The organism is Microbacterium sp. HJ5, assembly GCF_054824025.1.
This window is the reverse complement of sequence record NZ_JSYE01000007.1, coordinates 15319-37912: the sequence shown is the minus strand read 5'-3', so window position 1 is coordinate 37912 and position 22594 is coordinate 15319. Positions and strand designations below refer to the sequence as shown.

Genomic DNA, 22594 nt, shown 5'->3' with positions numbered 1-22594 from the left:
ATGGCTCGACCGCGCACGCGCGCCAGGCGGCGGATGCCGCGACCCCGCAACGAGTACTTCACGGTGAGCGCCGTCATCGCCAACGCCGTCATCGGTCTGTTCGGCGTCGCCACCGCCCTGCTCGGCGGGTTTCTGCTCGTCGAGTGGCTCACGAGCGGCATGAGCCCGTTCGAGACGGTCGGCATCGCACGACCCGCCCCGTTGTGGATGGCGGTCATCACCGCGGTCTTCGCGGTCGCCGGCGGCGTCGGATTGGTCTGGGGATGCGCCGGCTACCTGTACCGCTGCGCGACGGGGAAGGTCGTCCGCCTCAGCCGCGATGAGCTGAAGAGGCATCGCGCGCAGCTGGCGGAGCGCGATCGCCGCTGGCGCTCCGGGCACTAGTCGCGCGCCTTACGAGGCGAAGAGGCGCTGCAGGCGCTGGACGCCCTCCAGCAGAGCGTCGTCGCCGAGCGCGTACGACAGGCGCAGGTATCCGGACGGACCGAACGCCTCGCCGGGCACGACCGCGACCTCGGCCTCTTCGAGGATCAGGTCGGCGAGCTCGAGCGTCGTGGTCGGCGTCTTGCCGGCCCACTCGCGGCCGAGCAGTCCGCGCACGTCGGGGTACACGTAGAACGCGCCGAGCGGGTTGGGCACCGTGACGCCCTCGATCTTCGACAGCTCGGCGACGATCGTGCGCCGGCGACGGTCGAAGGCGAGACGCATCTCCTCGGCCTCGTGCTGCGAGCCCGACAGTGCGGCGAGCGCCGCCCGCTGCGCGATGTTGTTCACGTTGCTGCAGAGATGGGACTGGAGGTTCGCGGCCACCTTGATCGCGTCCTTCGGGCCGACCATCCAGCCCAGGCGCCAGCCCGTCATGGCATAGGTCTTCGCGACGCCGTTGACCAGGATGGTCTGGGCCGCGGCATCCGGCACCGCCTCGACGATCGAGACCGCGCGCACGCCCTCGTAGACGAGGTTCTGGTAGATCTCGTCCGAGATGATCCAGATGCCGTGCTCGACGGCCCACTCGCCGATCGCCTTCGTCTCCTCCGGCGTGTAGACCGCGCCGGTCGGGTTCGACGGCGAGACGAAGACCATTGCGGTCGTGCGCTCGGTGCGCGCGGCCTCCAGCTGGTCGACGGTCACCTTGTAGTCCTGCTCGGCGCCGGCGAAGACCTCGACCGGCACGCCGTCGGCGAGGGCGATCGCCTCGGGATACGTGGTCCAGTACGGGGCGGGCAGCAGCACCTCGTCTCCGGGGTTCACCACCGCCTGGAAGGCCTGGTACACGGCCTGCTTGCCGCCGTTGGTGACGATGATCTGCGACGGGTCGACGTCGAGGCCGGAGTCGCGGAGCGTCTTCGCCGCGATCGCCTCGCGCAGCACCGGGAGTCCGACGGCGGGCGTATAGCGGAAGTTCGACGGGTCGGTGAGGGCCGCAGCGGCCGCGTCGACCACGAACTGGGGGGTGGCGAAGTCCGGCTCGCCCGCGGCGTACGAGATCACGGGCCGGCCTGCGGCCTGCAGCGCCTTCGCCTTCGCATCGACCTTGAGGGTCGCGGACTCGGCGATGGCGGAGAGCTTGCGGGAGAGCGGGGCGCGTTCTGTCACGCTTCGAGCGTAGTCCGACACAGTACGGAGCTGTGTCCGGATTGCGCCGGGCCGCACGACAGTTCGTGGCACGCTCGGGCACTGCCGCGGCGTCCGCCGGGGGAGTACGGTGTGACGCGTGGGTGTCTGGGTCTGGGGTGCGGTCGTGCTCGCTCTCGTGCTCGTGACCGCCGGCGGGATCGCCTGGTGGCTGGCCCGGGGCTGCAAGCTCACCATGGTCGGCGCGGTCGGCGCCGTGACGGGCGGGGTGGTGTCGCTCGTGTGCCTCGCCGTGCTCCTCGACACGGACGCGTCGCTGCGGATCGCCGCCCTGCTGACGATCGGCTCGGGTGCGTGGCTGCTGGGGTGGGCGCTGGCCGGCGGCATCCGGGGGCAGCGTCTCGCGCGCGCGGAGGCGGTCGCGTCGCGTGCGGAACGCAGCACCTCGCGCGCCTGACGTCGCGCGGGCGCGGGGTGGACGCCCGCCTCCACCGAATGGGGGATGCCTCCTCCTGCGGATGACGGCTGGGCGACGGCCCCGCGCGCCGCGAGGCTGAGGACATGACAACACCAGCCGTGCAGGTGCGGAACCTGCGCAAGACGTACGACGGGCGCACGGTCGTCGACGACGTCAGCTTCGACATCACCGCCGGTGAGACGTTCGCGCTCCTGGGACCCAACGGCGCCGGCAAGTCGACGACCGTCGAGATCCTCGAGGGCTACCGTCGCCGCAGCGCAGGCGAGGTCACCGTGCTCGGAGTCGACCCCGAGGCGGGCGGACTCGAATGGAAGTCGCGCCTGGGCATCGTGCTCCAGACGTGCGGTCAGAGCGGACTGCTCACCGTGCGCGAGCAGCTGCGTCAGTTCGCCGGCTTCTACCCGGACGCGCGCGACGTCGACGAGGTGATCGCGGCCGTCGGCCTCGAGGCGCAGGCGAAGATGCGCAGCTCGAAGCTGTCGGGTGGTCAGCAGCGTCGCGTCGACGTGGCGATGGGCATCATCGGCAGGCCCGAGGTGCTGTTCCTCGACGAGCCGACGACCGGCTTCGACCCCGAGGCGCGGCGCGAGTTCTGGGAGCTCATCCGCGGACTCAAGGCGGAGGGAACGACGATCCTCCTCACGACCCACTACCTCGACGAGGCGGCGCAGCTCGCCGACCGCGTGGCGGTGATCGCCGGCGGCCGGCTGCAGGCGCTCGGGCCGGTCGACACGTTCGGCGGCCCCGACGCCCGGGTGCCGGTCGTGCGCTGGTGGGAGGACGGGGTGCGGCGCGAGCATCGCTCGGCCGAGCCGCTCGCCTTCGCCGGCGCGCTCAGCGCGAGGCTGGGCGCCGAGCCGGAGCGACTCGAGATCGTCCGTCCGAGCCTCGAGGACATCTACCTGGAACTCGTCGCGAGCGCGCCCGTCGCAGCGGCGATGCAGACGAAGGAGACGGTGCGATGAGCACGACCGCGATCAGGGTGCCCGGGGTCGTCCCCGCAGGGCTGTGGCGTGGACGGTTCGAGCTGAAGCAGTACTTCCGCTCGGGCGACACGCTGTTCTTCACGTTCCTCTTCCCGGTGTTCATGCTGGGGCTGTTCAGCGTCGCATTCGGCGCCGACGGCGACGTCCAGATGGCACCGGGGGTGCCCGCCCTCCCGATGGCGCAGCTGTACCTTCCCGGGATGATGGCAGCGGGGCTCCTGCTGTCGGGGTTCCAGAACCTCGCAATCGACATCGCGCTCGAGCGCGCCGACGGCACCCTCAAGCGCCTGGGCGGGTCCCCGCTGTCGCCCGTGAGCTACTTCCTCGGGAAGTTCGTGCAGGTGCTGGTGACCGGCGCCCTGCAGGCGACCCTGCTGCTCGCCGTCGCAGCGCTCGCGCTCGGGGTTCCCCTGCCCACCGAGCCGGCGCAGTGGCTGACGTTCGCGTGGGTCTTCGTGCTCGGCATCGCCACCTCGGCGCTGCTCGGGATCGCGCTGTCGAGCGTGCCGCGGACGGCGAAGAGTGCGACGGCGGTGGTGATTCCTGTCGCGCTCGTGCTGCAGTTCATCTCCGGCGTCTACCTGATGTTCTGGCAGCTGCCCGAGTGGCTGCAGAATGTCGCGTCCCTGTTCCCCCTCAAGTGGATGGCGCAGGGGATGAGGGCGGTGTTCCTGCCCGAGGAGTACGCGGTGCTCGAGCCCGGCGGCGAGTGGAACCTGGGCGGTGTGGCCGCCGCCCTGCTGATCTGGCTGCTCGTGGGCCTCGTCCTCTCGCTCGTCACCTTCCGGTGGATCCGCCGCAACGCGTAGCCTCACGGAGGGACGGGAGACCGATGCTGCAGAAGCGGTGGTGGGATGTCGCGGTCGTCGCGGGGTGCGCGGCGACCGCGGCCGCCATCGCGTTCGGTCTCGTGCCGGTGGAAGCGGTGGAGGGTGCTGTCGCCTACGGCGCGATCCTGGCCTTCGCGCTGACCTACCTCGTCATCGCCCGCCCGACGATCGGCAGGGCGGCCTCTCCCGCCCGCTTCGCGGTGTTCCTGGCGGCGGTCGCCGTCGTCCTCGTCATCGGCACGGCGGCCTCCGGGTTCCTCGCGATCCTGCAGGCTCTCGCGTATCCGATGACGTGGGTGCTGGGCGATACGCGGCGTCGCGGCGTGATCGGATCCGGCGTGATCGCCGTCTCCGTCCTCGCCGGCTACATGATCGGCGGCGGGTTCACCGTCGGCGCGACGCTGGCGGGGCTGGCGACGACCGGATTCTCGTTCGTCTTCGCGACGGCGCTCGGCCTGTGGATCACCGGCATCGCCGAAGCAGGCGAGGAACGGGGCCGGCTGCTCGACGAGCTGACCGCCGCGCAGTCCGAGGTGCGCGCCCTCAGCCGTGAGCGCGGCGCCTCGGAAGAGCGGGAGCGCCTGGCCCGAGACATCCACGACACGCTCGCACAGAGCCTCACCGGCCTCGTGATCCTCGCCGAGCGCGCGGGGCGGCAGTCGCGCGAGGGCGAATCGGACGCCGCGGGCGACACGATCGCGACGGTCGAGCAGGTGGCGCGCGAGGCGCTCGCCGAAGCCCGCGCGCTCGTCGCCCGTACTGCGGCGGTTCCCGACGAAGCGGCGCTCGGCGCGGCGATCGAGCGTCTGGCCGAGCGTTTCCGGGCACAGGCCGGGGCCGCGATCGCGGTCAGCGTCGACGCCGCGGCCGAGGCGATGGACCGTGACCGCCAGGTGGTCCTGCTCCGCTGCGCGCAGGAGGGGCTGTCGAACGTCGCCCGGCATGCGCAGGCGGAGAGCGTCACCGTCGCGGTGCGCGGCGGCGAGGGAGTCGTGACGCTGGAGATCACCGACGACGGGCGGGGTTTCGCTCCCGCGGCGACCGGCGCGGGCTTCGGCATCGACGGCATGGGAGACCGCGTCGCGCTCGCCGGGGGCACATTCGAGGTCGACAGCGCGCCCGGGGCCGGCACGACGGTGCGGGTGCGTCTGCCCCTCGACGGACCCGGCGCGCCCCGACCGGCCGCAGACTCCCGGTCGGAGGTCGCACCGTGATCCGTCTGCTCATCGCCGACGACCACCCGGTCGTGCGCGCGGGTCTCGCCGGGCTCCTGTCGGATGAACCCGGCTTCGAGGTCGTGGCCGAGGCATCCGACGGCGACGAGGCTGTCGCACTGGCGGCCGCGACGCGTCCCGACGTCGTGCTCATGGATCTGCGCATGCCCCGGGTCGACGGCGTCACGGCGACCGGGCGCATCGTCGGCGGCGAGGCCGGTGAACCGCCGCCGCGCGTGCTGATCCTCACGACGTACGAGTCGGACGATCAGATCCTGGCGGCGATCGAGGCGGGGGCCTCGGGGTATCTGCTCAAGGCCGCGCCGCAGGCCGAGATCGTGGCGGGCATCCGCTCCGTCGCCGCCGGGCAGTCGGCGCTCTCGCCGCAGGTCGCCGTCCGCCTGGTCGAGCGCATGCGCCGGCCCGACCCCGATGCGGTGGCGCTCACGGCCCGCGAGCTCGACGTGCTGCGGCTGGTCGCGACCGGTCACAGCAACAAGCAGGTGGCGGTAGCCCTCGGGATCGGCGAGTCGACGGTGAAGACCCACCTGCTCAAGGTGTTCGACAAGCTCGGCGTCGCCGACCGCACGCGCGCCGTGACCCTCGCGATGGAGCGCGGGCTCCTGCCCTGACGCCGTGAGCGGATGCCTCGGCCCCGCGTGCGGGCGGGGCCGAGGCATCCGTCATCTCGAACGATCAGCCGAACTGGTTCATCGTGTTGTGCGCGCCGCCGGCCTTGAGGGCCGCTTCGCCCGCGAAGTACTCCTTGTGGTTGTCGCCGATGTCGCTGCCCGCCATGTTCTGGTGCTTGACGGTGGCGATGCCCTCGCGGATCTCGCGACGCTGGACGCCCTTCACGTACGCGAGCATGCCCTGGTCGCCGAAGTACCCCTTCGCGAGGTCATCGGTGGAGAGTGCGGCCGTGTGGTACGTCGGCAGCGTGATGAGGTGGTGGAAGATGCCCGCGCGCGCCGATCCGTCGCGCTGGAATGAGCGGATATTCTCGTCGGCCAGGCGCGCGAGCTCGGTGTCGTCGTACTCGACGCTCATGAGGCTCGCCCGGTCGTACGCCGACACGTCTGCGCCCTGCGCCTCGAGCAGGTCGTACGCCTGCTGGCGGAAGTTGAGCGTCCAGTTGAAGGACGGGCTGTTGTTGTAGACGAGCTTCGCGTCCGGCACGACCTCCCGGATGCGGTCGACCATGCCCGCGATCTGCGCGACGTGGGGCTTCTCGGTCTCGATCCACAGCAGGTCGGCGCCGCCGCGGAGCGACGTGATGCAGTCGAGCACGACCCGGTCCTCGCCCGTGCCCGGCCGGAACTGGTACAGGTTGCTGGCGAGGCGCTTGGGGCGCAGCAGCCTCCCCTCGCGACGGATGACCACGTCGCCGTCGCTCAGGTCGGCCCCGGCGATCTCCTCGACGTCGAGGAACGCGTTGTACTGGTCGCCCAGGTCGCCCGGCTCGCGCGAGACGGCGAGCTTCTGCGTGAGCCCCGCGCCGAGCGAGTCGGTACGGGCCACGATGATGCCGTTCTCGATACCCAGTTCGAGGAAGGCGTAGCGGACGGCGTTGATCTTCGCGAGGAAGTCCTCGTGCGGGACGGTGACCTTGCCGTCCTGGTGGCCGCACTGCTTCTCATCGGAGACCTGGTTCTCGATCTGGATCGCGCAGGCGCCGGCCTCGATCATCTTCTTGGCGAGCAGGTACGTCGCCTCGGGGTTGCCGAAGCCCGCGTCGATGTCGGCGATGATCGGCACCACGTGGGTCTCGTGGTTGTCGATCTGCGACTGGATGAACTCCACCGCCGTGTCGTCGCCGGCGGCACGCGCCGTGTCGAGCTGCGTGAACAGCAGATCCAGCTCACGCGCATCGGCCTGCCGCAGGAACGTGTACAGCTCCTCGATGAGCGCCGGCACCGAGGTCTTCTCGTGCATGGACTGGTCGGGGAGCGGGCCGAACTCCGAGCGGAGCGCGGCGACCATCCAGCCCGACAGGTACAGGTAGCGCTTGTTCGTGCTCTTGAGGTGCTTCTTGATCGAAATGAGCTTCTGCTGTCCGATGAAGCCGTGCCACACCCCGAGCGACTGCGTGTAGACCGACGAGTCGGCGTCGTACTCGGCCATGTCGCGGCGCATGATGTCGGCGGTGTACTGGGCGATCTCGAGGCCCGTGCGGAACCGGTTCTGCGCCCGCATGCGGGCGGCGGACTCCGGGTCGATGGCGTCCCAGCCGGAGCCGTTCTCCTGCTTGAGCGCCCGGACGGCGTCGATGTCGTGCTGGTAGGGGGTCATGTCGTGTCCTTCGTGATGGGGGCGTTCGTGTCCCGAAAAGTGGTCCTCATGTCCCGATCTCCACCGTTCAGCGGGCCGCTTGCGGTGGAAATCGGGACATCGATGAGGGATGCCTCGTCAGTCGGTCTCCGTCAGGAAGCGCGAGTAGGCGGGGAGGGTCAGGAAGGCGGGGAACTCCTGACCGAGGGCGACGTCGCGGAAGACCTCCGCCGCGTCGTCGAAGCGGTCGCCCTCCCGCCGTTCCACCTCGCCCAGCACCCGGGCGATGAGGTCCTCGATGTACTCGCGGGTGATCCGCGTGCCGTCTTCGGTGGCCTGGTCCTGGTGGATCCACTGCCACACCTGCGAGCGGCTGATCTCGGCGGTCGCGGCGTCCTCCATGAGGTTGTCGATCGCGACGGCGCCGAGGCCCCGCAGCCACGCCTCGATGTAGCGGATCGCCACCGACACGTTGCCGTGCACGCCCGCCGCCGTGACCGGACGCCCGATGTGCACGTCGATCAGGTCGGCGGCCTGCACCTCGACCTCGGGACGCTGACGGTCCAGCTGGTTCGGCCGGTCGCCGAGCACCGCGTCGAACTCGGCGCGCGCGACGGGGATCAGGTCGGGGTGCGCCACCCACGTGCCGTCGAAGCCGTCGCCGGCCTCGCGCTTCTTGTCGGCGGCGACCTTCTCGAACGCGCGCTCGGTCACCTCGGGGTCGCGACGGTTCGGGATGAACGCGCTCATGCCGCCGATCGCGAAGGCTCCGCGGCTGTGGCACGTCTTCACGAGCAGCTCGGTGTACGAGCGCATGAACGGCACGGTCATCGTGACCTCGCTGCGGTCGGGGAGCACGAAGCGGGCGCCGCGGCCGCGGTAGTTCTTGATGATCGAGAAGATGTAGTCCCAGCGGCCGGCGTTGAGGCCCGCGCAGTGGTCGCGCAGCTCGAAGAGGATCTCCTCCATCTCGAACGCGGCCGGCAGCGTCTCGATCAGCACGGTCGCACGGATCGTGCCGTGAGCGATGCCGATGTACTGCTCACTGAAGGTGAAGACGTCGTCCCACAGCTTCGCCTCTTCGCTCGACTCGAGCTTGGCGATGTAGAAGTACGGGCCGCGGCCGTTGGCGATCAGCTGCTTCGCGTTGTGGAAGAAGTACAGCCCGAAGTCGACGAGCGATCCCGACGCGGCCATCGTGCGACCGGTGCGGTCGGTGAACGAGACGTGCTGCTCGGGCAGGTGCCACCCGCGAGGGCGCATCACGATCGTCGGTGTCTCGGTCGCCGTGACCTCGTAGCGCTTCCCCTCCGGGCTGGTGAACGACAGCTCGCCGCGGATCGCGTCGCGCAGGCTCAGCTGGCCCTCGATGACGTTCCTCCACGTGGGGCTGGTGGCGTCCTCCTGGTCGGCCAGCCACACCTTGGCGCCTGAGTTGAGGGCGTTGATCGTCATCTTCGGATCGGTGGGCCCGGTGATCTCGACGCGGCGGTCGTGGAGTCCCGGGCCGGCGCCGGCCACTCGCCAGTCGGCGTCCTCGCGGATATGCCGGGTGTCGTCACGGAACTGGGGGTCGTGACCGTTGCCGATCTCGAACCGGCGGCGCAGGCGGTCTGCGAGACGGTCGTGACGTCGAGCGCCGAAGCGGTGGTGCAGTTCGGTGAGGAACGCGATCGCTTCGGGCGTGAGGATCTCGTCGTACCGGGGGCCGAGACGCCCGGCGATCTCGACGCGGGGCTCGTGGGTCGGGGTGGGGATGGGGCCGGTGCGCGTGCGCATCGGGGTGGCGGTCGCAGGTGTCATGTCCCTGCCTTCCTGTGTCGAGTGCTGCGGGTGGGATGCCCCGGTCCGGCGTGTGCGCCGGGAGGAGGCATCCGGTGATCCACGTTCTGGGTCGATCGGAGTTGCGTCGTGAGACCACTCTGGGGTGAAGTTCGGGCCTGTCCCCGACCGATTCAGGTGTAAATTTTCCACATATTTCTGCTTTCGTGACAGAATCGGGCCATGACGACGTCCTCCACCCGTGATCCGCTCGCGGAAGTCGCCGACCATGAAGAGGTGGACTCCCTCACGATCGGCCGGCGCATCCGGCAGCTGCGCACCGACCGCGGCATGACGCTCGAAGAGCTCGCGGCGGCGGTCGACCGCGCGCCCAGCCAGCTCTCGATGATCGAGAACGGCCGACGCGAACCGAAGCTCACGCTGCTGCAGGCGATCGCGCGGGCGCTCGGCTCGTCGCTTGAGGCGATCCTCGAGTCCGAGCCGCTCGACGAGCGGGCGACGCTCGAGATCTCGCTCGAGCGGGCGATGCGCGGGCAGACGTTCCAGGCGCTCGGCATCCCGCCGTTCCGCATCGGCAAGACCGTGCCGAGCGAAGCGCTCAAGGCGATGCTCGCGCTCCAGGGTGAGATCGAGCGGCTGCGCGACGAGCGCGCGGCGACACCGGAGGAGGCCCGCCGCGCGAACGTGGCGCTGCGCCGCCTCATGCGCACGCAGAACAACTACTTCGTCGACCTCGAGGAGCACGCGCGCGCGGTGCTCGACGCCGTCGACCACCCCGGCGGTCCGCTCACGCAGCGCACCGCGTCCGACATCGCCGCGCACCTCGGGTTCACCCTCCACTACGTCCCCGACCTGCCCCAGACGACGCGGAGCGTCGCCGACATCAAGAACGGCCGGCTCTACCTGTCGAGCAGGCTCACCGCGAAGGGCGACCCGCGCACCGCCGTGCTGCAGGCGCTCTCGAGCCGCATCCTCGGTCACCGCGAGCCGACGTCGTACGCCGCCTTCCTGCGCCAGCGCGTCGAGACGAACTACCTGACGGGCGCGCTGCTCATGCCCGAGCAGCACGTCGTCCCGTTCCTGCAGGAGGCGAAGAAGGACCGCGCGATCTCGATCGAAGACCTCCGCGACGCCTATTCGGTGTCGTACGAGACGGCTGCGCATCGGTTCACGAACCTGGCCACCGTGCACCTGGGCATCCCGGTGCACTTCCTCAAGGTGCACGAGTCCGGCACGATCACGAAGGCGTACGAGAACGACGACGTCAACTTCCCGACCGACCGCCTCGGGTCGATCGAGGGGCAGATGTGCTGCCGCAAGTGGACCTCGCGCACCGTCTTCGAGATCGACGACCACTTCAACCCGTACTACCAGTACACCGACACCGGCAACGGCACCTACTGGTGCACGGCGCGCGTCGAGCAGTCCAGCGAGGGCGCGCACTCGGTTTCGGTCGGTGTGCGGTTCGACGACACGAAGTGGTTCCTCGGACGCGACACCCCGAACCGCGGCGTCTCGACCCACTCCGTCGAAGCGTGCTGCCGACGCGCGCCGGCCGAGCTCGAGGCATCCTGGCGCGAGAACTCCTGGCCGAACGTCCGCACCCCGCGCACGCTCCTCGCCACGCTGCCGACCGGGGCGTTCCCCGGCGTCGACACGACGGACGTCTACGAATTCCTCGAGGCCCACGCCCCGCGCTGAGCCCCGGTGCCTCTCGTGAGAGAGCGGTGAGAGAGCGGATGCCGGGGTTCCGCCAATACCTGTCGGGTGTTAGGTTTTCCGGACCGACGGTTCCGCCCGACGGAGCCGCTTTCGACGAGGAGAGCGCGAATGAAGCGATGGCTCAGCACAGCGACCGTGGCGGGACTGCTCGCCACCGGACTGGTGACGGCGGCGCCGGCGACCGCCGCCGAGGCGAACGGCAAACCGGGCAGCGACACCCTGTACCGCTACGCGCAGGACACGTGGACGTCGATCGACGCCATGACCGATGAGGCCACGGGGCTGCCGTCCGACAACGTCACGGGAGACCTCGAGACCGTCGGCGCCTACACCTCGCCGACGAACATCGGCGGCTACCTGTGGTCCACGGTCACCGCTCGCGACCTCGGGATCATCGACGACGCCGAGGCGCACGAGCGCATGGCGACCACGCTCGACACCCTCGAGGTCCTCGAGCGCAACGACGCGAGCGGCATGTACTACAACTGGTACGACCCGGCGACGGGCGCCAAGCTCACCACGTGGCCCGACTCGGGCGACCCCGTGCACCCGTTCCTCAGCACGGTCGACAACGGCTGGCTCGCGGCATCCCTCCGCATCGTCCGCGAAGCGGACCCGGCGCTCGCCGCGCAGGCGGACGCGCTGTACGACTCGATGGACTTCTCGGCGTACTTCAATCCCGAGGGCGCTCCCGGACTGCCGGCAGGCACGAACCGCGGCGGCTTCTGGGAGGTCGCGCCTCCCGGCTGCAGCGTCGAGGCGCCCATGTACAACGGATCGGGCGAGACGGCGTTCTACACCTGCCACCACTACGACACGACCGTGAGCGAGAGCCGAATCGCGACCTACCTCGGCATCGCCAACGGCGAGATCCCGGCGACGGCGCTGTACGGCACGCACCGCACGATGCCCCCCGGCTGCGACTGGGCCTGGCAGGAGCAGCTGCCGACCGGGCAGTACCGCACATACGACGGCTTCGAGGTGTGGGAGGGCGTCTACACCTACGCCGGAATGAGCTTTGTGCCCAGCTGGGGCGGCAGCATGTTCGAGGCGCTCATGCCCGACCTGCTCGTGCCCGAGACGCAGTGGGGCGCGCGGTCGTGGCGCATCAACCACCCCATCACCGTTGCGGTGCAGAAGCACCACGGCCTCGTCGACGCGGACTACGGCGCGTGGGGCTTCTCGCCGGCGAGCAACCCGCTCGGCGGCTACGCCGAATACGGCGTCGACCTCGCGGGGATGCGCTCGGACGGCTACACCTCCGACGTCGAGAAGACCGACGTCGACATCGACCGACCCGGCTGCACCGAGGGCACGAACCCGGATCCCGAGTTCGGTGACGGCGTCGTGACGCCTCACGCCGCGTTCCTCGCGCTGCCGTACGACCGCAAGGGCGTGCTCGAGAATCTCGCGCACCTCGAGGCCGATCTGGGAGCCTACGGCGCCGGCGGCTTCTACGACGCGGTGGCCGTCGGCAGCGGCACCGTCGCCGAGCGCTACCTGTCGCTCGACCAGTCGATGATCATGGCCGCGATCGGCAACGAGCTCACCGGCGATACGCTGAAGCGTTACTTCGTCGACAAGGAGATGGAGAAGCGCCTGCGGCCCGCCATGGCGGCGCAGGTCTTCAGCTCCGAGGAGAAAGCGCGCGAGTGAGCGAAGAAGCCGCCGAGACCGCGACCGGAGCACCCGCATCGGGTGCTCCGGTCAGCGGCGCGCGCGCTCCGCGCGCGCCGAGCGCTCCGCGCGCCCCGCGCGGAAGCTACCCGAAGGGGCAGGCCCGCCGCCAGGCGATCGTCGACGAGGCCCTCGTGGTCTTCGGGCGCAGCGGTTTCCACAGCGGATCGCTGCGCGAGATCGCCAAGCGCGTCGGGCTCACGCCCACGGGGCTCATGCACCACTTCGCGAACAAGGAGGAGCTGTTCACCGAGGTGCTCCGCCAGCGCGACGAGAAGATCCGCGCCGCCGCGGGGGACCCCGCCGAGCACACGCTCATCCAGCAGGCGACGAAGGTCGTCGCCTACAACCAGGAGTCGCGCGGCCTCACCTCGCTGTACGCCACCGTCTCGGCCGAGGCGACGGACTCGGAGCATCCGGCGCACGAGGAGTTCGCGCGCCGCTATCGCGAGGGAGCCGAGGGTGCGACGCCGCTGCTGGTTGCGGCGCAGGCCGACGGGGAGGTGCGCTCCGACATCGATCCCGCGCTCGCCGCACGGCTGATCAGCGCCGTCATGGACGGCATCCAGCAGCAGTGGCTCCTCGACGACAGCGTCGACATGAACGCCCTCTTCGCGGAGTTCGTCCGCGGCTACCTGCTGCCGCGCGAGGTCTGACCCGCTCGAACCCCGGCCGTCGAGAGGTCGCGCGGGTCGAGGCATCCGTCGCTCTCGCGCGTCGCGCACCGGGCCCCGGGAGTCGAGGACGAAACGCGGGACGAGGGCGGATCGGCACGATCCGCCCTCGTCCCGCGACACGTCCTCGCGCCGCGCGTCGGGGTCAGGCAGGCAGCGCGTTCGCCCGTGCGACCTCGCCCAGCCACCCGAGGCTCGGCTTCGGCCGGCGCTCGAAGGTCTCGGGGTCCCACGCGATGAGGCCGAACGTCGGCCGGAAGCTGCCCCACTCGTAGTTGTCGAGCAGGCTCCAGTGGAGGTACCCGCGCACGTCGACACCGTCGGCGATGCAGCCGTGGACGGCCTCGAGCGCCCCGCGCGTGTAGTCGATGCGTCGCGCATCGTCGGCCGTCGCCATGCCGTTCTCGGTGACGTAGACCGGTACGCCGGCGCGCGCCCACGCGTTGCGGATGCCGTCGCCGACGGCGGGCGGGAAGTACTCCCAGCCGGTGAGCGTGCGCTCGGCGTCGTCGGGGATCGGGAGCGGGCCGTCGGCGCCGATCTTGGTGCGTGTGTAGGCCTGCACGCCGACCCAGTCGTCGCCGCGCGCGGCGTCGAGGAAGACGTCCTCGCGCGACCGCCCGTAGTCGGCCGCGACGTCCTCGGCCCCTCGCTCCGGCTGGTACGCCTGCGTCGCCACCGACCAGCCGGCCCGCCCGCCCGCCCCGCGGACGAGCTCGACGGCCCGCTTGTGCGCGTCGATCAGGCGGTCCGTCACCGCGGGCACGCCCGGGGGGAGCCCGATCGACGGGAAGCCCACCTCGGGATCGGCCAGCACCGACACCATGTTCGGCTCGTTGATCGTGCACACCAGGTCGAGGCCGTCGACCACGGGCAGCGCGGCCTCGACGTAGCGAGCGAAGCGGTCGGCCGCGGCATCCGCGTGCCATCCGCCCTCGCGCGCGAACCAGACCGGATTCGTGAAGTGGTGCAGCGTGATCATCGGCTCGAGGCCGAGCGACCGCGCCGTGTCGACCATGCGGCGGTAGTGGTCGATCGCCGCGCGCGACACCCAGCCGTCCTCGGGCTCGATGCGCGCCCACTCGATGCTGAACCGGTAGGTGCCCAGGCCCGCGCCGGCGAGCAGCGCCATGTCCTCGGGGTAGCGGTGGTAGCTGTCGGCCGCGTCGCCGGACGGCGTCTCGACCGGCGCCCCGGGCAGGTGCCCCCACTCGCGCTGCCACCAGTCGGAGTTGACGTTGCCGCCCTCGATCTGGTGCGCCGCGGTCGACGCGCCCCACAGGAAGCCTTCGGGGAACTGCATAGGCAGATCGTCCTTTCGTTTCGATGAGCGGATGCCGCGCGGCATCCGCTCGCTGTCACTTGATGCCGGTCAGCGCGATGCCCTGCACGAAGTAGCGCTGCAGGAAGACGAACACGATCAGGATCGGCACGACGACCACGACGGCGCCGGCCATCATGAGCCCGTACCGGGCGGCGTTCTGGCTCACCGAGTACAGGGCGAGCGCGACGGGGAGGGTGTACATGTCCTCCTTCGTGGCGACGACCAGCGGCCACAGGAAGTTGTTCCAGCTCGAAAGGAACGAGAGGATCGTGAGCGTCGCGATCGCCGGGCCGCACATCGGCATGATGACGCGCAGGAAGATGCGCCACTCGCTCGCGCCGTCGATGCGCGCCGCCTCGATCAGCTCGTCGGGCAGGCTCAGCATGAACTGACGCATGAGGAAGACGCCGAGCGGCGAGATCAGGAACGGCAGGATCAGCCCCGGGTAGGAGTTGACCAGGCCCATGTTGGCGATGAGCACGAACAGCGGCACGAAGGTGACGACGCCGGGCACCATGAGGGTGCCGATCACCACTGCGAAGAGCAGCTTCTTCCCACGGAACTGCAGCTTCGCCAGGGCATAGCCGATCATCGAGCAGAACACGATGTTGCCGAGCGTCACGAACACCGCCACGACGACGCTGTTGATGAAGAACGTCGTGAAGTCGAGGCGTCCGAACAACGTCTCGTAGTTCTCGACGGTCGGGTTCTGCGGCAGGAAGCCCGTCGGGTTGCTGCGGATCTCGGCATCCGTCTTGAACGAGCCGAGGATCATCCACACGAACGGCATGATCATCGCGATCAGGCCGAGCGTGAGGATGACATAGAGCCACCATCGGGTGGGCTCGCCCCGGCGGCGGCGACCTGCGGGGTGCGACTCGGGGCCGACGGCGTCGGTGTCGGTGACCGACGACGCGGCGGGGACGGGGCCCAGGCGACCGGGGAGGTCGCGCGGCTCGTCCGCGGTGGACGCGGAGGGCGTGGGGATCACGTCAGTCCTTCCTTCCGATGAGGCGGAACTGCACGAGCGACAGCGCGACGATCGCGAGGAACAGCACGTAGCTCGCCGCCGACGCGTACGCGTAGTTGCCGAACCCGAACTGGTCGTAGGTGTACATCGCCGTCGACAGCGTCGCGTCGAGCGGGCCGCCCTGGGTCATGACGTACGGCTCCTCGAAGAACTGCAGGAAGCCGATGCCGGTGATGACCGTCGCGAACAGGATGGCGGGGCGCATCGCCGGGATGGTGATGTGCCAGAAGCGCTGCCACGCATTCGCCCCGTCGACCATGGCCGCCTCGTGGTGCTCGCGCGGCACTCCCTGGAGCGCGGCGAGGAAGATCACCATGAGGGTTCCGATGTTGCGCCAGACGGCCATCATGATGAGCGACGGCAGTGCCCACGTGGTGGACTGCAGCCAGTCCGGTCCCTGGATGCCGAAGATCGCGAGGAACCCGTTGAGCAGTCCGTCGGGCTGCAGGATGAAGCGCCACACGATCGCGATGGCGACGATGCTGGTCACCACGGGCGCGTAATAGCCGACGCGGTACACGGTGCGGAAGCGGCGGATGCCCTTGTCGAGGGCGAGCGCCACGGCGAGGGCGAGCGCGATCGTGAGGGGCACGGCGACCACGACGAACGTGAAGGTGTTGAGGAGCGACCGCAGGAAGCGCGGGTCCTGGAACAGCCGCGCATAGTTGTCGAAGCCGATGAAGTTCACCTGGAACGGCGTCTGCAGGTCGCGCGTGGTCATGTCGGTGAAGCTCATGGCGAGGGAGCCCACGATCGGGCCGGCCATGAACACGACGAACAGGATCACGAACGGCGCGGCGAACAGCCACGCGGTGCGCGTCATGCGGCGTTCCCGCCGCGACGCCTTCGCACGAGGTGCGGGGCGCCGCGGCAGAGCCGCCTGGGCAAGAGAGGTCATCGGATGCCTACTGGCCCGTGCCGATCGACGTGGCCTGCTGCTGGATCGTGGCGATCGCGTCGGCCGGCGTGGTCTCGCCACGCGTCGCCTTCTCGAGCTCCTGGTCGATGACGGCCGACACCTGAGCCCATGTCGGGATCGCCGGGGGCGCCTTCGAGTCCTGCAGCTGCTCGCCGAACACGCTGAGGTACGGGTCGTCGGCGAACGTCGGGTCGTCCCACGCGGACTGCACGCTGGGCAGGTCCGTGGAGATCTCGTACCACGAGAGCTGCGTCTCGGGCTGGCTCAGCCAGCGCACGAACTTCCACGACGCGTCGCGATTCTCGGTGTCCTCGAAGACCGCGAGGTTCCCGCCGCCGGTGAAGCTCGTGCGGCTGTCGGCGCCGGGCACCATAGCGACGCCGAACTGGTCGGCGAACTCCTCGCCGCCCTGGTCGAGCAGGAGGCTCACGTGGTACGGGCCGCTGTAGAACGCGCCGACCTCACCGCCGATGAAGGCCTGCTCGATCTCGCCGCCCTCCATGCGCCGGGGCTCGGCGATGCCGTCCTCGAAGAAGCTCGTGTAGAACGCGAAGGCCTCTTCCCACTCGGGGGTGTCGAAGGTGAACTCGGTGCCGTCCTCGTTGAGGATGTCACCGCCCTGCTGCCAGGCGAGCGGGGTGACGTACTGCCACGAGTCGAAGCCGCCGGGCGGGAGCGAGACGCCCCACTCGGCGCCCGCCTCCTGCAGGCCCTTCGTGAACGCGGTGTACTCCTCCCACGTCGCGGGCGGCTCGAGGCCCGCCTGCTCGGCGAGGTCGGTGCGGTAGTAGAGCACGCGCGTGTCGACGTACCACGGCACGCCGTAGGCGACCTCGTCGACGACCGCGGTCTGCCATGAGCCCTCGAAGAACGAGGACTCGTCGACGAGCCCTTCGGGAGTCGGCTCGAACGCGCCGGTGGCGGCGAACTCGCCGACCCACGTCGTGCCGAGCATCGTGACATCCGGCGTCTCGCCGCCCGCGATCGACGTCGCGATGCGGTCGTGGGCGCTCTCCCACGGCACCGCTGTCACCTCGATGGTGACGTCGGGGTTCTCCTCCTCGAACTGCGCGGCGAGCTCGTCGAGCACCTCGCCCTCGTTGCCCATCGCCCACACCTCGACGGTGCCGGTCGCGGGGGAGTCGTCGATGGCGTCTCCGCCACCGCCTTCGCCACCGCCCGTGGGCGCGTCGCTGCGCCCGCAGCCCGCGAGCACGAGCGCGCCGACGAGTGTGACCGCTCCTGCGGCCGCCCAGCGTGAGGTTCTGCGTGTGAATGTTCTGGTCATCGGTCTGACGCCTCCATCGGTCGTCGCCGCCTCCGCGGCGGCCCTGCCTCGGCTGTGATTCCGGCGCTGGGGGAGCGCCGCGGTCCGACTGTACGCCAAAAACCTGACACATGAAAGGTATTAGCGAATGAGAAACGCCTCATCGAGAGGCAGGATGCCCCGGGATAGCTCGCGTGGCGAACTACCTGGCGCGCGACGCGACGTCGTGCTAGCCGAGGCGCGACGCGCAGCCGTTCGCCGCTGCCGAGCGAAGCGTCGCGAGCCGCGGGAAGCGAGCCGTCAGTGCCGGCCCGCCACCACGTCGGCGACGTGCGCGGGCCACGCCGTGCCCTCGCCGGACCCGGAGGCCTCGAGGCGGTCCGCCGTGCGGTAGGCCGCGTAGATCGCGTTCACGGCCAGCCAGCGCAGGGGCTCCGGCTCCCAGTTCCGGGCGCGGTGCCCGACCCAGGGCAGCCGCGTGAGGTCGGTGTCGCGCCCCAGCACGAGGTCGGCGAGCGTGCGGCCGGCGAGGTTCGTCGCGGTGACGCCGGTGCCGACGTAGCCCCCCGCCCAGCCGAGGCCGGTGGCGCGGTCATGGACGACGGCTGCCGCCCAGTCCCGCGGCACGCCGAGCACACCGGCCCACGCGTGCGCGATCGGCACCGACGCGGCATCGGGGAAGAAGTCGCGCAGCAGCCGGGTGAGCGACGCGATCGTGCGCTCCTGGGTCGAGCCGTCCGTGTCGACATGCGAGGCATAGCGGTACGGCACGCCGCGACCGCCGAACGCGATGCGGTCGTCGGCCGTGCGCTGGGCGTACATGTAGACGTGGGCGAAGTCGCCGAGCGTCTCGCGGCCGTCCCACCCGATCGACGCCCACGCCTCCGCGGGGAGGGGGTCGGTCACGATCATCGACGAGTTCATCGGCAGCCAGGTGCGATGCTCGCCCTTCAGGTCGGCCGTGAACCCCTCCGTCGCGCGCAGCACGTGCGCCGCGCGCACCGTTCCGCGCTCGGTCACGGCGCGTCCGGGCGCGATCTCGGTCACGCGCGTCTGCTCGTGGATCGTCACGCCGAGGCGTTCGACGGCGACCGCGAGCCCCGCGACGAGCTTCGCCGGATGCACGCGCGCGCAGTGCGGATGCCACACCCCGCCCAATACGCCGTCGACCGCGATCCGGGATGCCGCGGCCGCGGCATCCAGCTCCTCGACATCGGTGTGGGGCCACGAACGCTCGTCGGCCACCGCGGCGCGCAGCCGCGCGAGCTGCGACGGCGTGCGCGCGACGCCGAACTCGCCGCCCTTGACGATGTCGGCGTCGATGCCCTCGCGCGCGGCGACGGCGATGACCTCGTCGACCGTGTCGTTGAGGGCGCGCTGCTGCGCGACGGCGGGCTCACGACCGTGGGATGCCGCGTACCGCGCGCGGCCTCCGGTGATCGTGTTCGTCAGCCAGCCGCCGTTGCGACCCGACGCGCCGAAGCCGGCGAAGCGCTGCTCGAGGACGGCCACCCGCAGGTCGGGCTGCAGGGTCTTCAGGTAGTAGGCGGTCCACAGCCCGGTGTAGCCGCCGCCGACGATCGCCACGTCGACGTCGAGGTGGCCGTCGAGCCCAGGTCGCGGGGCCGGCGTGCCGCCGAGCTGCCGCCACCACCACGAGACGTCTCCGTTGGGCACGCGCGCGTCGCTCATGCGTCCATCCTGGCGCGGGGCGGCGCGCAGGCGGCCGGGCGATCTGTCCCGAACCGGCCGTCGCACCGGCAGGTCCGCCCGGACGGGCGTACAGGAAGACGGAGATGTGCACGATGACGGACGCGCCGGGCCGCCGGGTCAGGCCGGGTCGAGCGCGCGCAGCGCGGCCCACAGCTCCGCGCGCGTCGCGAACGACGACAGGTCGCGGCCGAGCACGCGCTCGACGAGCGCCAGGCGCGTGCGCACCGTGTGGCGGTGCACGCCGAGGGCGCGAGCGGATGCCTCGTGCGAGCAGTCCTGGTCGAGCCACGCCTGCAGCGTCTCGACGAGCCGCGTGCCCTCGTCGGCGTCGTGCGCCATGAGCGGCGCGAGCTCCGCGCGGGCGAGCGCGCGCGCCTCCTCGCCGAGCGCCGACAGCACGCCCGACCGCGCCACCTCGGCGAACGGCGTGACCGGGCCCGCGCCGCGGTCGCGCGCCACGGTCGCCTGGCCCACGGCGACCGCGAAGCCGTCGTAGCCGGTGGGCTCGGACACCCCGATGCGCAGGCCGAAGCGCTCGGCGACCTCGTCGAGCGCGGCGCGCTCGCCGGCGGGCACCACCACGACGAGACCGTCGTCCCCGCGACCGAAGAACAGCGAGCCGCGCCGCTCGTCGACGCGGAGCTCGAGCAGCTCGGCCACCGCGTCGGTGCGCGAGGCCGCGGCATCCGTCACCGCCACCTCGATCGGCGCCGCGGGCAGCGGACCCCACAGCTCCCGCGCGATGCGCCGCGCCAGGGCGGGGTCGTCGGAGAGCAGCGTCTGCACGAGCCCCGCGCGCAGCGCACCGCGCGCACGGCTGAGGCCCTGCTGCTGCTCGAGCGCGAGGCCGGCCATGGCGATGACGGCGGTCACCACGCCGCGCCCCTCCTGGTCGAGGTCGCCCGCCGCGATCGCGATCACTCCGCGAAGATGCCCGCCGCGTCCGAGCGTCTGCAGACTGAAGGGCGTGTCGCCGAGGCGCAGCGACGACCCGGCTCGCGCTCCGCGGTTGAGCACCCCGGTGACCTCGCGGCGCAGCGCCTCCGCCGTCTCCGCGTCGAGCCCGTCGAGCGGATGCTCGCGCGACAGCTCGCCGGCCGCGTCGAACATGCCCACCCACGTGTCGAGCTGGCGCGCGAGCTCCGCGACGGTCGCGCCCAGCCCGTCGGGGCGCAGCGCGGCGAGGGCGATGGCACGCTGCGCCGCCAGCGCCCAGCTTCGCCGCGCGTACGTCTGGGCGGCGATCGCCTCGGCGTTCGCACGGGCCACGGCGATGAACGGCGTCCGGTAGGGCACCTCGAACAGCGGCATCCGCTTTTCCCGGCATGCCGCGGCGAGCGCCGGCGGCAGCCCGGCGCGCACCACCTCGGTGCCGAAGCCCAGCCCCACGACGCCGCGTGCGGCGAGGCGGTGGACGTAGGCGCGGTACGCGGCGGCGTCGGGCTCGCCTTCGAACTGCGTGCCCGTCGTCAGCAGCACGAGACCCTCCGACAGGAACGGGGTGGGGTCGGCGAGGTCCGAGCTGTGCACCCACCGCACCGCGCGGTCGAGCGCCGCGGGGTCGAGACCCTCGTCGTCGGCGAGCGACAGGCGAAGGTCGCCGCGGGTCAGCAGGGCGCGCAGGGTCGGGGTGTCGACGGGAGCGTTCATGGTCCTCCGGGGTGTACCACCTGTACAGCGGCCTAGGGAGAATGTACAGCGAGGAGGGTGCGGGCGTTCTCCGAGACCGCTTACGCTCGCGTCCATGAGCGCTGTCGACACCGTTGCCACCACGCCCCTGGGCGGTCCGTCCCTGCCGCAGGAGCGGCGCCTGGTCACCAGCATCCCCGGTCCGCGCTCGAAGGAGCTGATCGACCGCAAGGCCTCCGCCGTCGCCGCAGGAGTGGGTCACACCGCCCCGGTGCACGCCGTCGCCGCGGGCGGCGGAGTCATCGTCGACGCCGACGGCAACTCGCTCATCGACCTCGGGTCCGGCATCGCCGTCACCACCATCGGCAACGCGCACCCGAAGGTCGTCACTGCCGTGCAGGAGCAGGTCGCGCAGTTCACCCACACCTGTTTCATGATCGCGCCGTACGAGTCGTACGTCGGCGTCGCCGAAGCCCTCAACCGCATCACGCCGGGCGACCACGACAAGAAGAGCGCACTGTTCAACTCCGGCGCCGAGGCCGTCGAGAACGCCGTGAAGATCGCCCGCAAGTTCACCGGCAAGCAGGCCGTCGTCGCCTTCGACCACGGCTACCACGGCCGCACCAACCTCACGATGGCGCTCACCGCCAAGTCGATGCCCTACAAGAGCGGCTTCGGCCCCTTCGCGTCGGAGGTCTACCGCGCGCCGCTGTCGTACCCGTTCCGCGACGGACTGACCGGAGCGGATGCCGCGAAGAAGGCGATCTCGATCATCGAGAAGCAGGTCGGCGCCGACAATCTCGCCGCGGTCATCATCGAGCCGATCCAGGGCGAGGGCGGGTTCATCGTCCCGGCCGACGGCTTCCTGCCCGCGATCGTCGACTGGTGTCGAGCGAACGGCGTGGTGTTCATCGCCGACGAGATCCAGACCGGGTTCGCCCGCACGGGGGAGATGTTCGCGAGCGACGTGTTCGGCATCGTGCCGGACCTCATCACGACCGCCAAGGGCATCGCGGGGGGCCTGCCCTTGGCGGCCGTGACGGGTCGCGCCGAGATCATGGACGCCTCGCACGCCGGCGGGCTCGGCGGCACCTATGGCGGCAACCCCATCGCCTGCGCCGCGGCTCTCGCGGCGATCGACGTCTTCGAGAACGACGGCATGATCGAGCGTGCGCGCGCGATCGAGGTCGTGCTCAAGGACCGGCTCAACGCGCTCCAGGCCGCCGACCCGCGGGTCGGCGACGTGCGGGGCCACGGCGCGATGATCGCGGCGGAGTTCGTCGACGCCGAGACCGGCGAGCCGGATGCCGCGCTCACGGCTGCCGTCGCGAAGGCCTGCATCGCCGAGGGCGTCATCGTGCTCACGTGCGGCACCTACGGGAACGTGATCCGCTTCCTTCCGCCGCTGTCCATCACTGACGACCTGCTCCACGAGGGCCTCGACGTCGTCGCCACCGCGCTCGCGGCCCACTGATCCCGCCAAGCCCCGAGGCCGCCCGGCTC

The 22594-nt window shown here is 70.9% G+C and carries 19 protein-coding genes; 10 read left to right on the top strand and 9 right to left on the bottom strand.

Annotated features, from left to right (window positions below; translation table 11 throughout):
- Window positions 1-33 precede the first annotated feature (33 nt).
- The gene (locus tag OB08_RS03120; RefSeq protein ID WP_461472009.1) at window positions 34-384 is read left to right on the top strand and encodes a hypothetical protein; all 351 of its coding nucleotides are present in this window, start codon (window positions 34-36) and stop codon (window positions 382-384) included.
- Window positions 385-393: 9 nt separating this feature from the next.
- Here the strand turns inward: OB08_RS03120 and OB08_RS03115 are convergent, their stop codons facing one another.
- Window positions 394-1596 carry a pyridoxal phosphate-dependent aminotransferase gene (locus OB08_RS03115; RefSeq protein WP_461472007.1) on the bottom strand — a complete coding sequence of 401 codons (1203 nt, stop codon included), beginning with the start codon at window positions 1594-1596 and terminating at the stop codon, window positions 394-396.
- Between the two features lie 118 nt (window positions 1597-1714).
- Here OB08_RS03115 and OB08_RS03110 point away from each other — a divergent pair, with 118 nt between their 5' ends.
- From OB08_RS03110 to OB08_RS03090, 5 genes are all read left to right on the top strand, one after another.
- Window positions 1715-2032: a hypothetical protein gene (locus OB08_RS03110; RefSeq protein ID WP_461472005.1), complete on the top strand. Its 318-nt coding sequence runs from the start codon at window positions 1715-1717 to the stop codon at window positions 2030-2032.
- A gap of 104 nt (window positions 2033-2136) precedes the next feature.
- Window positions 2137-3018 (top strand): ABC transporter ATP-binding protein, encoded by an 882-nt coding sequence (locus OB08_RS03105; RefSeq protein WP_461472003.1) that lies wholly within the window; start codon window positions 2137-2139, stop codon window positions 3016-3018.
- Entirely contained in the window at window positions 3015-3848 is an 834-nt protein-coding gene (locus OB08_RS03100) for an ABC transporter permease (RefSeq protein WP_461472001.1), read from the top strand. The genes OB08_RS03105 and OB08_RS03100 overlap by 4 nt, the downstream gene beginning before the upstream one ends.
- Before the next feature lie 23 nt (window positions 3849-3871).
- Window positions 3872-5083 (top strand): sensor histidine kinase, encoded by a 1212-nt coding sequence (locus OB08_RS03095; RefSeq protein ID WP_461471999.1) that lies wholly within the window; start codon window positions 3872-3874, stop codon window positions 5081-5083.
- Window positions 5080-5715 (top strand): response regulator, encoded by a 636-nt coding sequence (locus OB08_RS03090; protein ID WP_461471997.1) that lies wholly within the window; start codon window positions 5080-5082, stop codon window positions 5713-5715. Before OB08_RS03095 ends, OB08_RS03090 begins: the two co-directional genes overlap by 4 nt.
- Window positions 5716-5779: 64 nt before the next feature.
- On the opposite strand, the gene OB08_RS03085 is transcribed toward OB08_RS03090, so the two are convergent.
- Together OB08_RS03085 and aceB are read right to left on the bottom strand one after the other, a co-directional pair.
- Window positions 5780-7375, bottom strand: coding sequence for an isocitrate lyase (locus tag OB08_RS03085; protein ID WP_461471995.1), 1596 nt, complete (start codon window positions 7373-7375; stop codon window positions 5780-5782).
- A gap of 117 nt (window positions 7376-7492) precedes the next feature.
- A complete protein-coding gene (gene aceB, locus OB08_RS03080) occupies window positions 7493-9157 on the bottom strand; it encodes a malate synthase A (RefSeq protein WP_461471993.1) in 1665 nt (554 codons plus the stop codon).
- Window positions 9158-9358: 201 nt separating this feature from the next.
- Between aceB and OB08_RS03075 the strand changes: the two genes are divergently transcribed.
- The 3 genes from OB08_RS03075 to OB08_RS03065 all read left to right on the top strand — a co-directional run bounded on the left by OB08_RS03075 (window position 9359) and on the right by OB08_RS03065 (window position 13191).
- Complete coding sequence (locus OB08_RS03075) at window positions 9359-10837, top strand: helix-turn-helix domain-containing protein (protein ID WP_461471991.1); 1479 nt, start codon at window positions 9359-9361, stop codon at window positions 10835-10837.
- Between the two features lie 129 nt (window positions 10838-10966).
- Window positions 10967-12514, top strand: a complete 1548-nt coding sequence (locus OB08_RS03070; RefSeq protein ID WP_461471990.1) for a glucoamylase family protein — start codon at window positions 10967-10969, stop codon at window positions 12512-12514.
- Entirely contained in the window at window positions 12511-13191 is a 681-nt protein-coding gene (locus tag OB08_RS03065) for a TetR/AcrR family transcriptional regulator (RefSeq protein ID WP_461471988.1), read from the top strand. Before OB08_RS03070 ends, OB08_RS03065 begins: the two co-directional genes overlap by 4 nt.
- A gap of 163 nt (window positions 13192-13354) precedes the next feature.
- Here the strand turns inward: OB08_RS03065 and OB08_RS03060 are convergent, their stop codons facing one another.
- The 6 genes from OB08_RS03060 to OB08_RS03035 form a co-directional block, all read right to left on the bottom strand.
- Window positions 13355-14512, bottom strand: coding sequence for a glycoside hydrolase family 1 protein (locus OB08_RS03060; protein ID WP_461471986.1), 1158 nt, complete (start codon window positions 14510-14512; stop codon window positions 13355-13357).
- 55 nt (window positions 14513-14567) lie between these two features.
- A complete protein-coding gene (locus OB08_RS03055; protein ID WP_461472084.1) occupies window positions 14568-15353 on the bottom strand; it encodes a carbohydrate ABC transporter permease in 786 nt (261 codons plus the stop codon).
- 172 nt (window positions 15354-15525) lie between these two features.
- On the bottom strand, window positions 15526-16461 hold the full coding sequence (locus tag OB08_RS03050; protein ID WP_461471984.1) for a carbohydrate ABC transporter permease: 936 nt from the start codon (window positions 16459-16461) through the stop codon (window positions 15526-15528).
- Window positions 16462-16468: 7 nt separating this feature from the next.
- The gene (locus tag OB08_RS03045) at window positions 16469-17770 is read right to left on the bottom strand and encodes a sugar ABC transporter substrate-binding protein (RefSeq protein ID WP_461471982.1); all 1302 of its coding nucleotides are present in this window, start codon (window positions 17768-17770) and stop codon (window positions 16469-16471) included.
- Between the two features lie 279 nt (window positions 17771-18049).
- A complete protein-coding gene (locus tag OB08_RS03040) occupies window positions 18050-19441 on the bottom strand; it encodes an NAD(P)/FAD-dependent oxidoreductase (RefSeq protein WP_461471980.1) in 1392 nt (463 codons plus the stop codon).
- 138 nt (window positions 19442-19579) lie between these two features.
- Window positions 19580-21112 carry a PucR family transcriptional regulator gene (locus OB08_RS03035; RefSeq protein WP_461471978.1) on the bottom strand — a complete coding sequence of 511 codons (1533 nt, stop codon included), beginning with the start codon at window positions 21110-21112 and terminating at the stop codon, window positions 19580-19582.
- Window positions 21113-21206: 94 nt separating this feature from the next.
- On the opposite strand from OB08_RS03035, the gene gabT reads away from it, so the two are divergent.
- The gene (gene gabT / locus OB08_RS03030; protein WP_461471976.1) at window positions 21207-22565 is read left to right on the top strand and encodes a 4-aminobutyrate--2-oxoglutarate transaminase; all 1359 of its coding nucleotides are present in this window, start codon (window positions 21207-21209) and stop codon (window positions 22563-22565) included.
- Window positions 22566-22594 lie beyond the last annotated feature (29 nt).

Excerpts from the sequence above, each read along its gene's own strand:
- OB08_RS03120 (WP_461472009.1), top strand. The coding sequence starts at position 34 with ATGCCGCGACCCCGCAACGAGTACTTCACGGTGAGCGCCGTCATCGCC.
- OB08_RS03105 (WP_461472003.1), top strand. The coding sequence starts at position 2,137 with ATGACAACACCAGCCGTGCAGGTGCGGAACCTGCGCAAGACGTACGAC.
- OB08_RS03100 (WP_461472001.1), top strand. The coding sequence starts at position 3,015 with ATGAGCACGACCGCGATCAGGGTGCCCGGGGTCGTCCCCGCAGGGCTG.
- OB08_RS03095 (WP_461471999.1), top strand. The coding sequence starts at position 3,872 with ATGCTGCAGAAGCGGTGGTGGGATGTCGCGGTCGTCGCGGGGTGCGCG.
- OB08_RS03085 (WP_461471995.1), bottom strand. The coding sequence starts at position 7,375 with ATGACCCCCTACCAGCACGACATCGACGCCGTCCGGGCGCTCAAGCAG.
- aceB (WP_461471993.1), bottom strand. The coding sequence starts at position 9,157 with ATGACACCTGCGACCGCCACCCCGATGCGCACGCGCACCGGCCCCATC.
- OB08_RS03075 (WP_461471991.1), top strand. The coding sequence starts at position 9,359 with ATGACGACGTCCTCCACCCGTGATCCGCTCGCGGAAGTCGCCGACCAT.
- OB08_RS03070 (WP_461471990.1), top strand. The coding sequence starts at position 10,967 with ATGAAGCGATGGCTCAGCACAGCGACCGTGGCGGGACTGCTCGCCACC.
- OB08_RS03060 (WP_461471986.1), bottom strand. The coding sequence starts at position 14,512 with ATGCAGTTCCCCGAAGGCTTCCTGTGGGGCGCGTCGACCGCGGCGCAC.
- OB08_RS03050 (WP_461471984.1), bottom strand. The coding sequence starts at position 16,461 with ATGACCTCTCTTGCCCAGGCGGCTCTGCCGCGGCGCCCCGCACCTCGT.
- OB08_RS03045 (WP_461471982.1), bottom strand. The coding sequence starts at position 17,770 with ATGACCAGAACATTCACACGCAGAACCTCACGCTGGGCGGCCGCAGGA.
- OB08_RS03040 (WP_461471980.1), bottom strand. The coding sequence starts at position 19,441 with ATGAGCGACGCGCGCGTGCCCAACGGAGACGTCTCGTGGTGGTGGCGG.
- OB08_RS03035 (WP_461471978.1), bottom strand. The coding sequence starts at position 21,112 with ATGAACGCTCCCGTCGACACCCCGACCCTGCGCGCCCTGCTGACCCGC.
- gabT (WP_461471976.1), top strand. The coding sequence starts at position 21,207 with ATGAGCGCTGTCGACACCGTTGCCACCACGCCCCTGGGCGGTCCGTCC.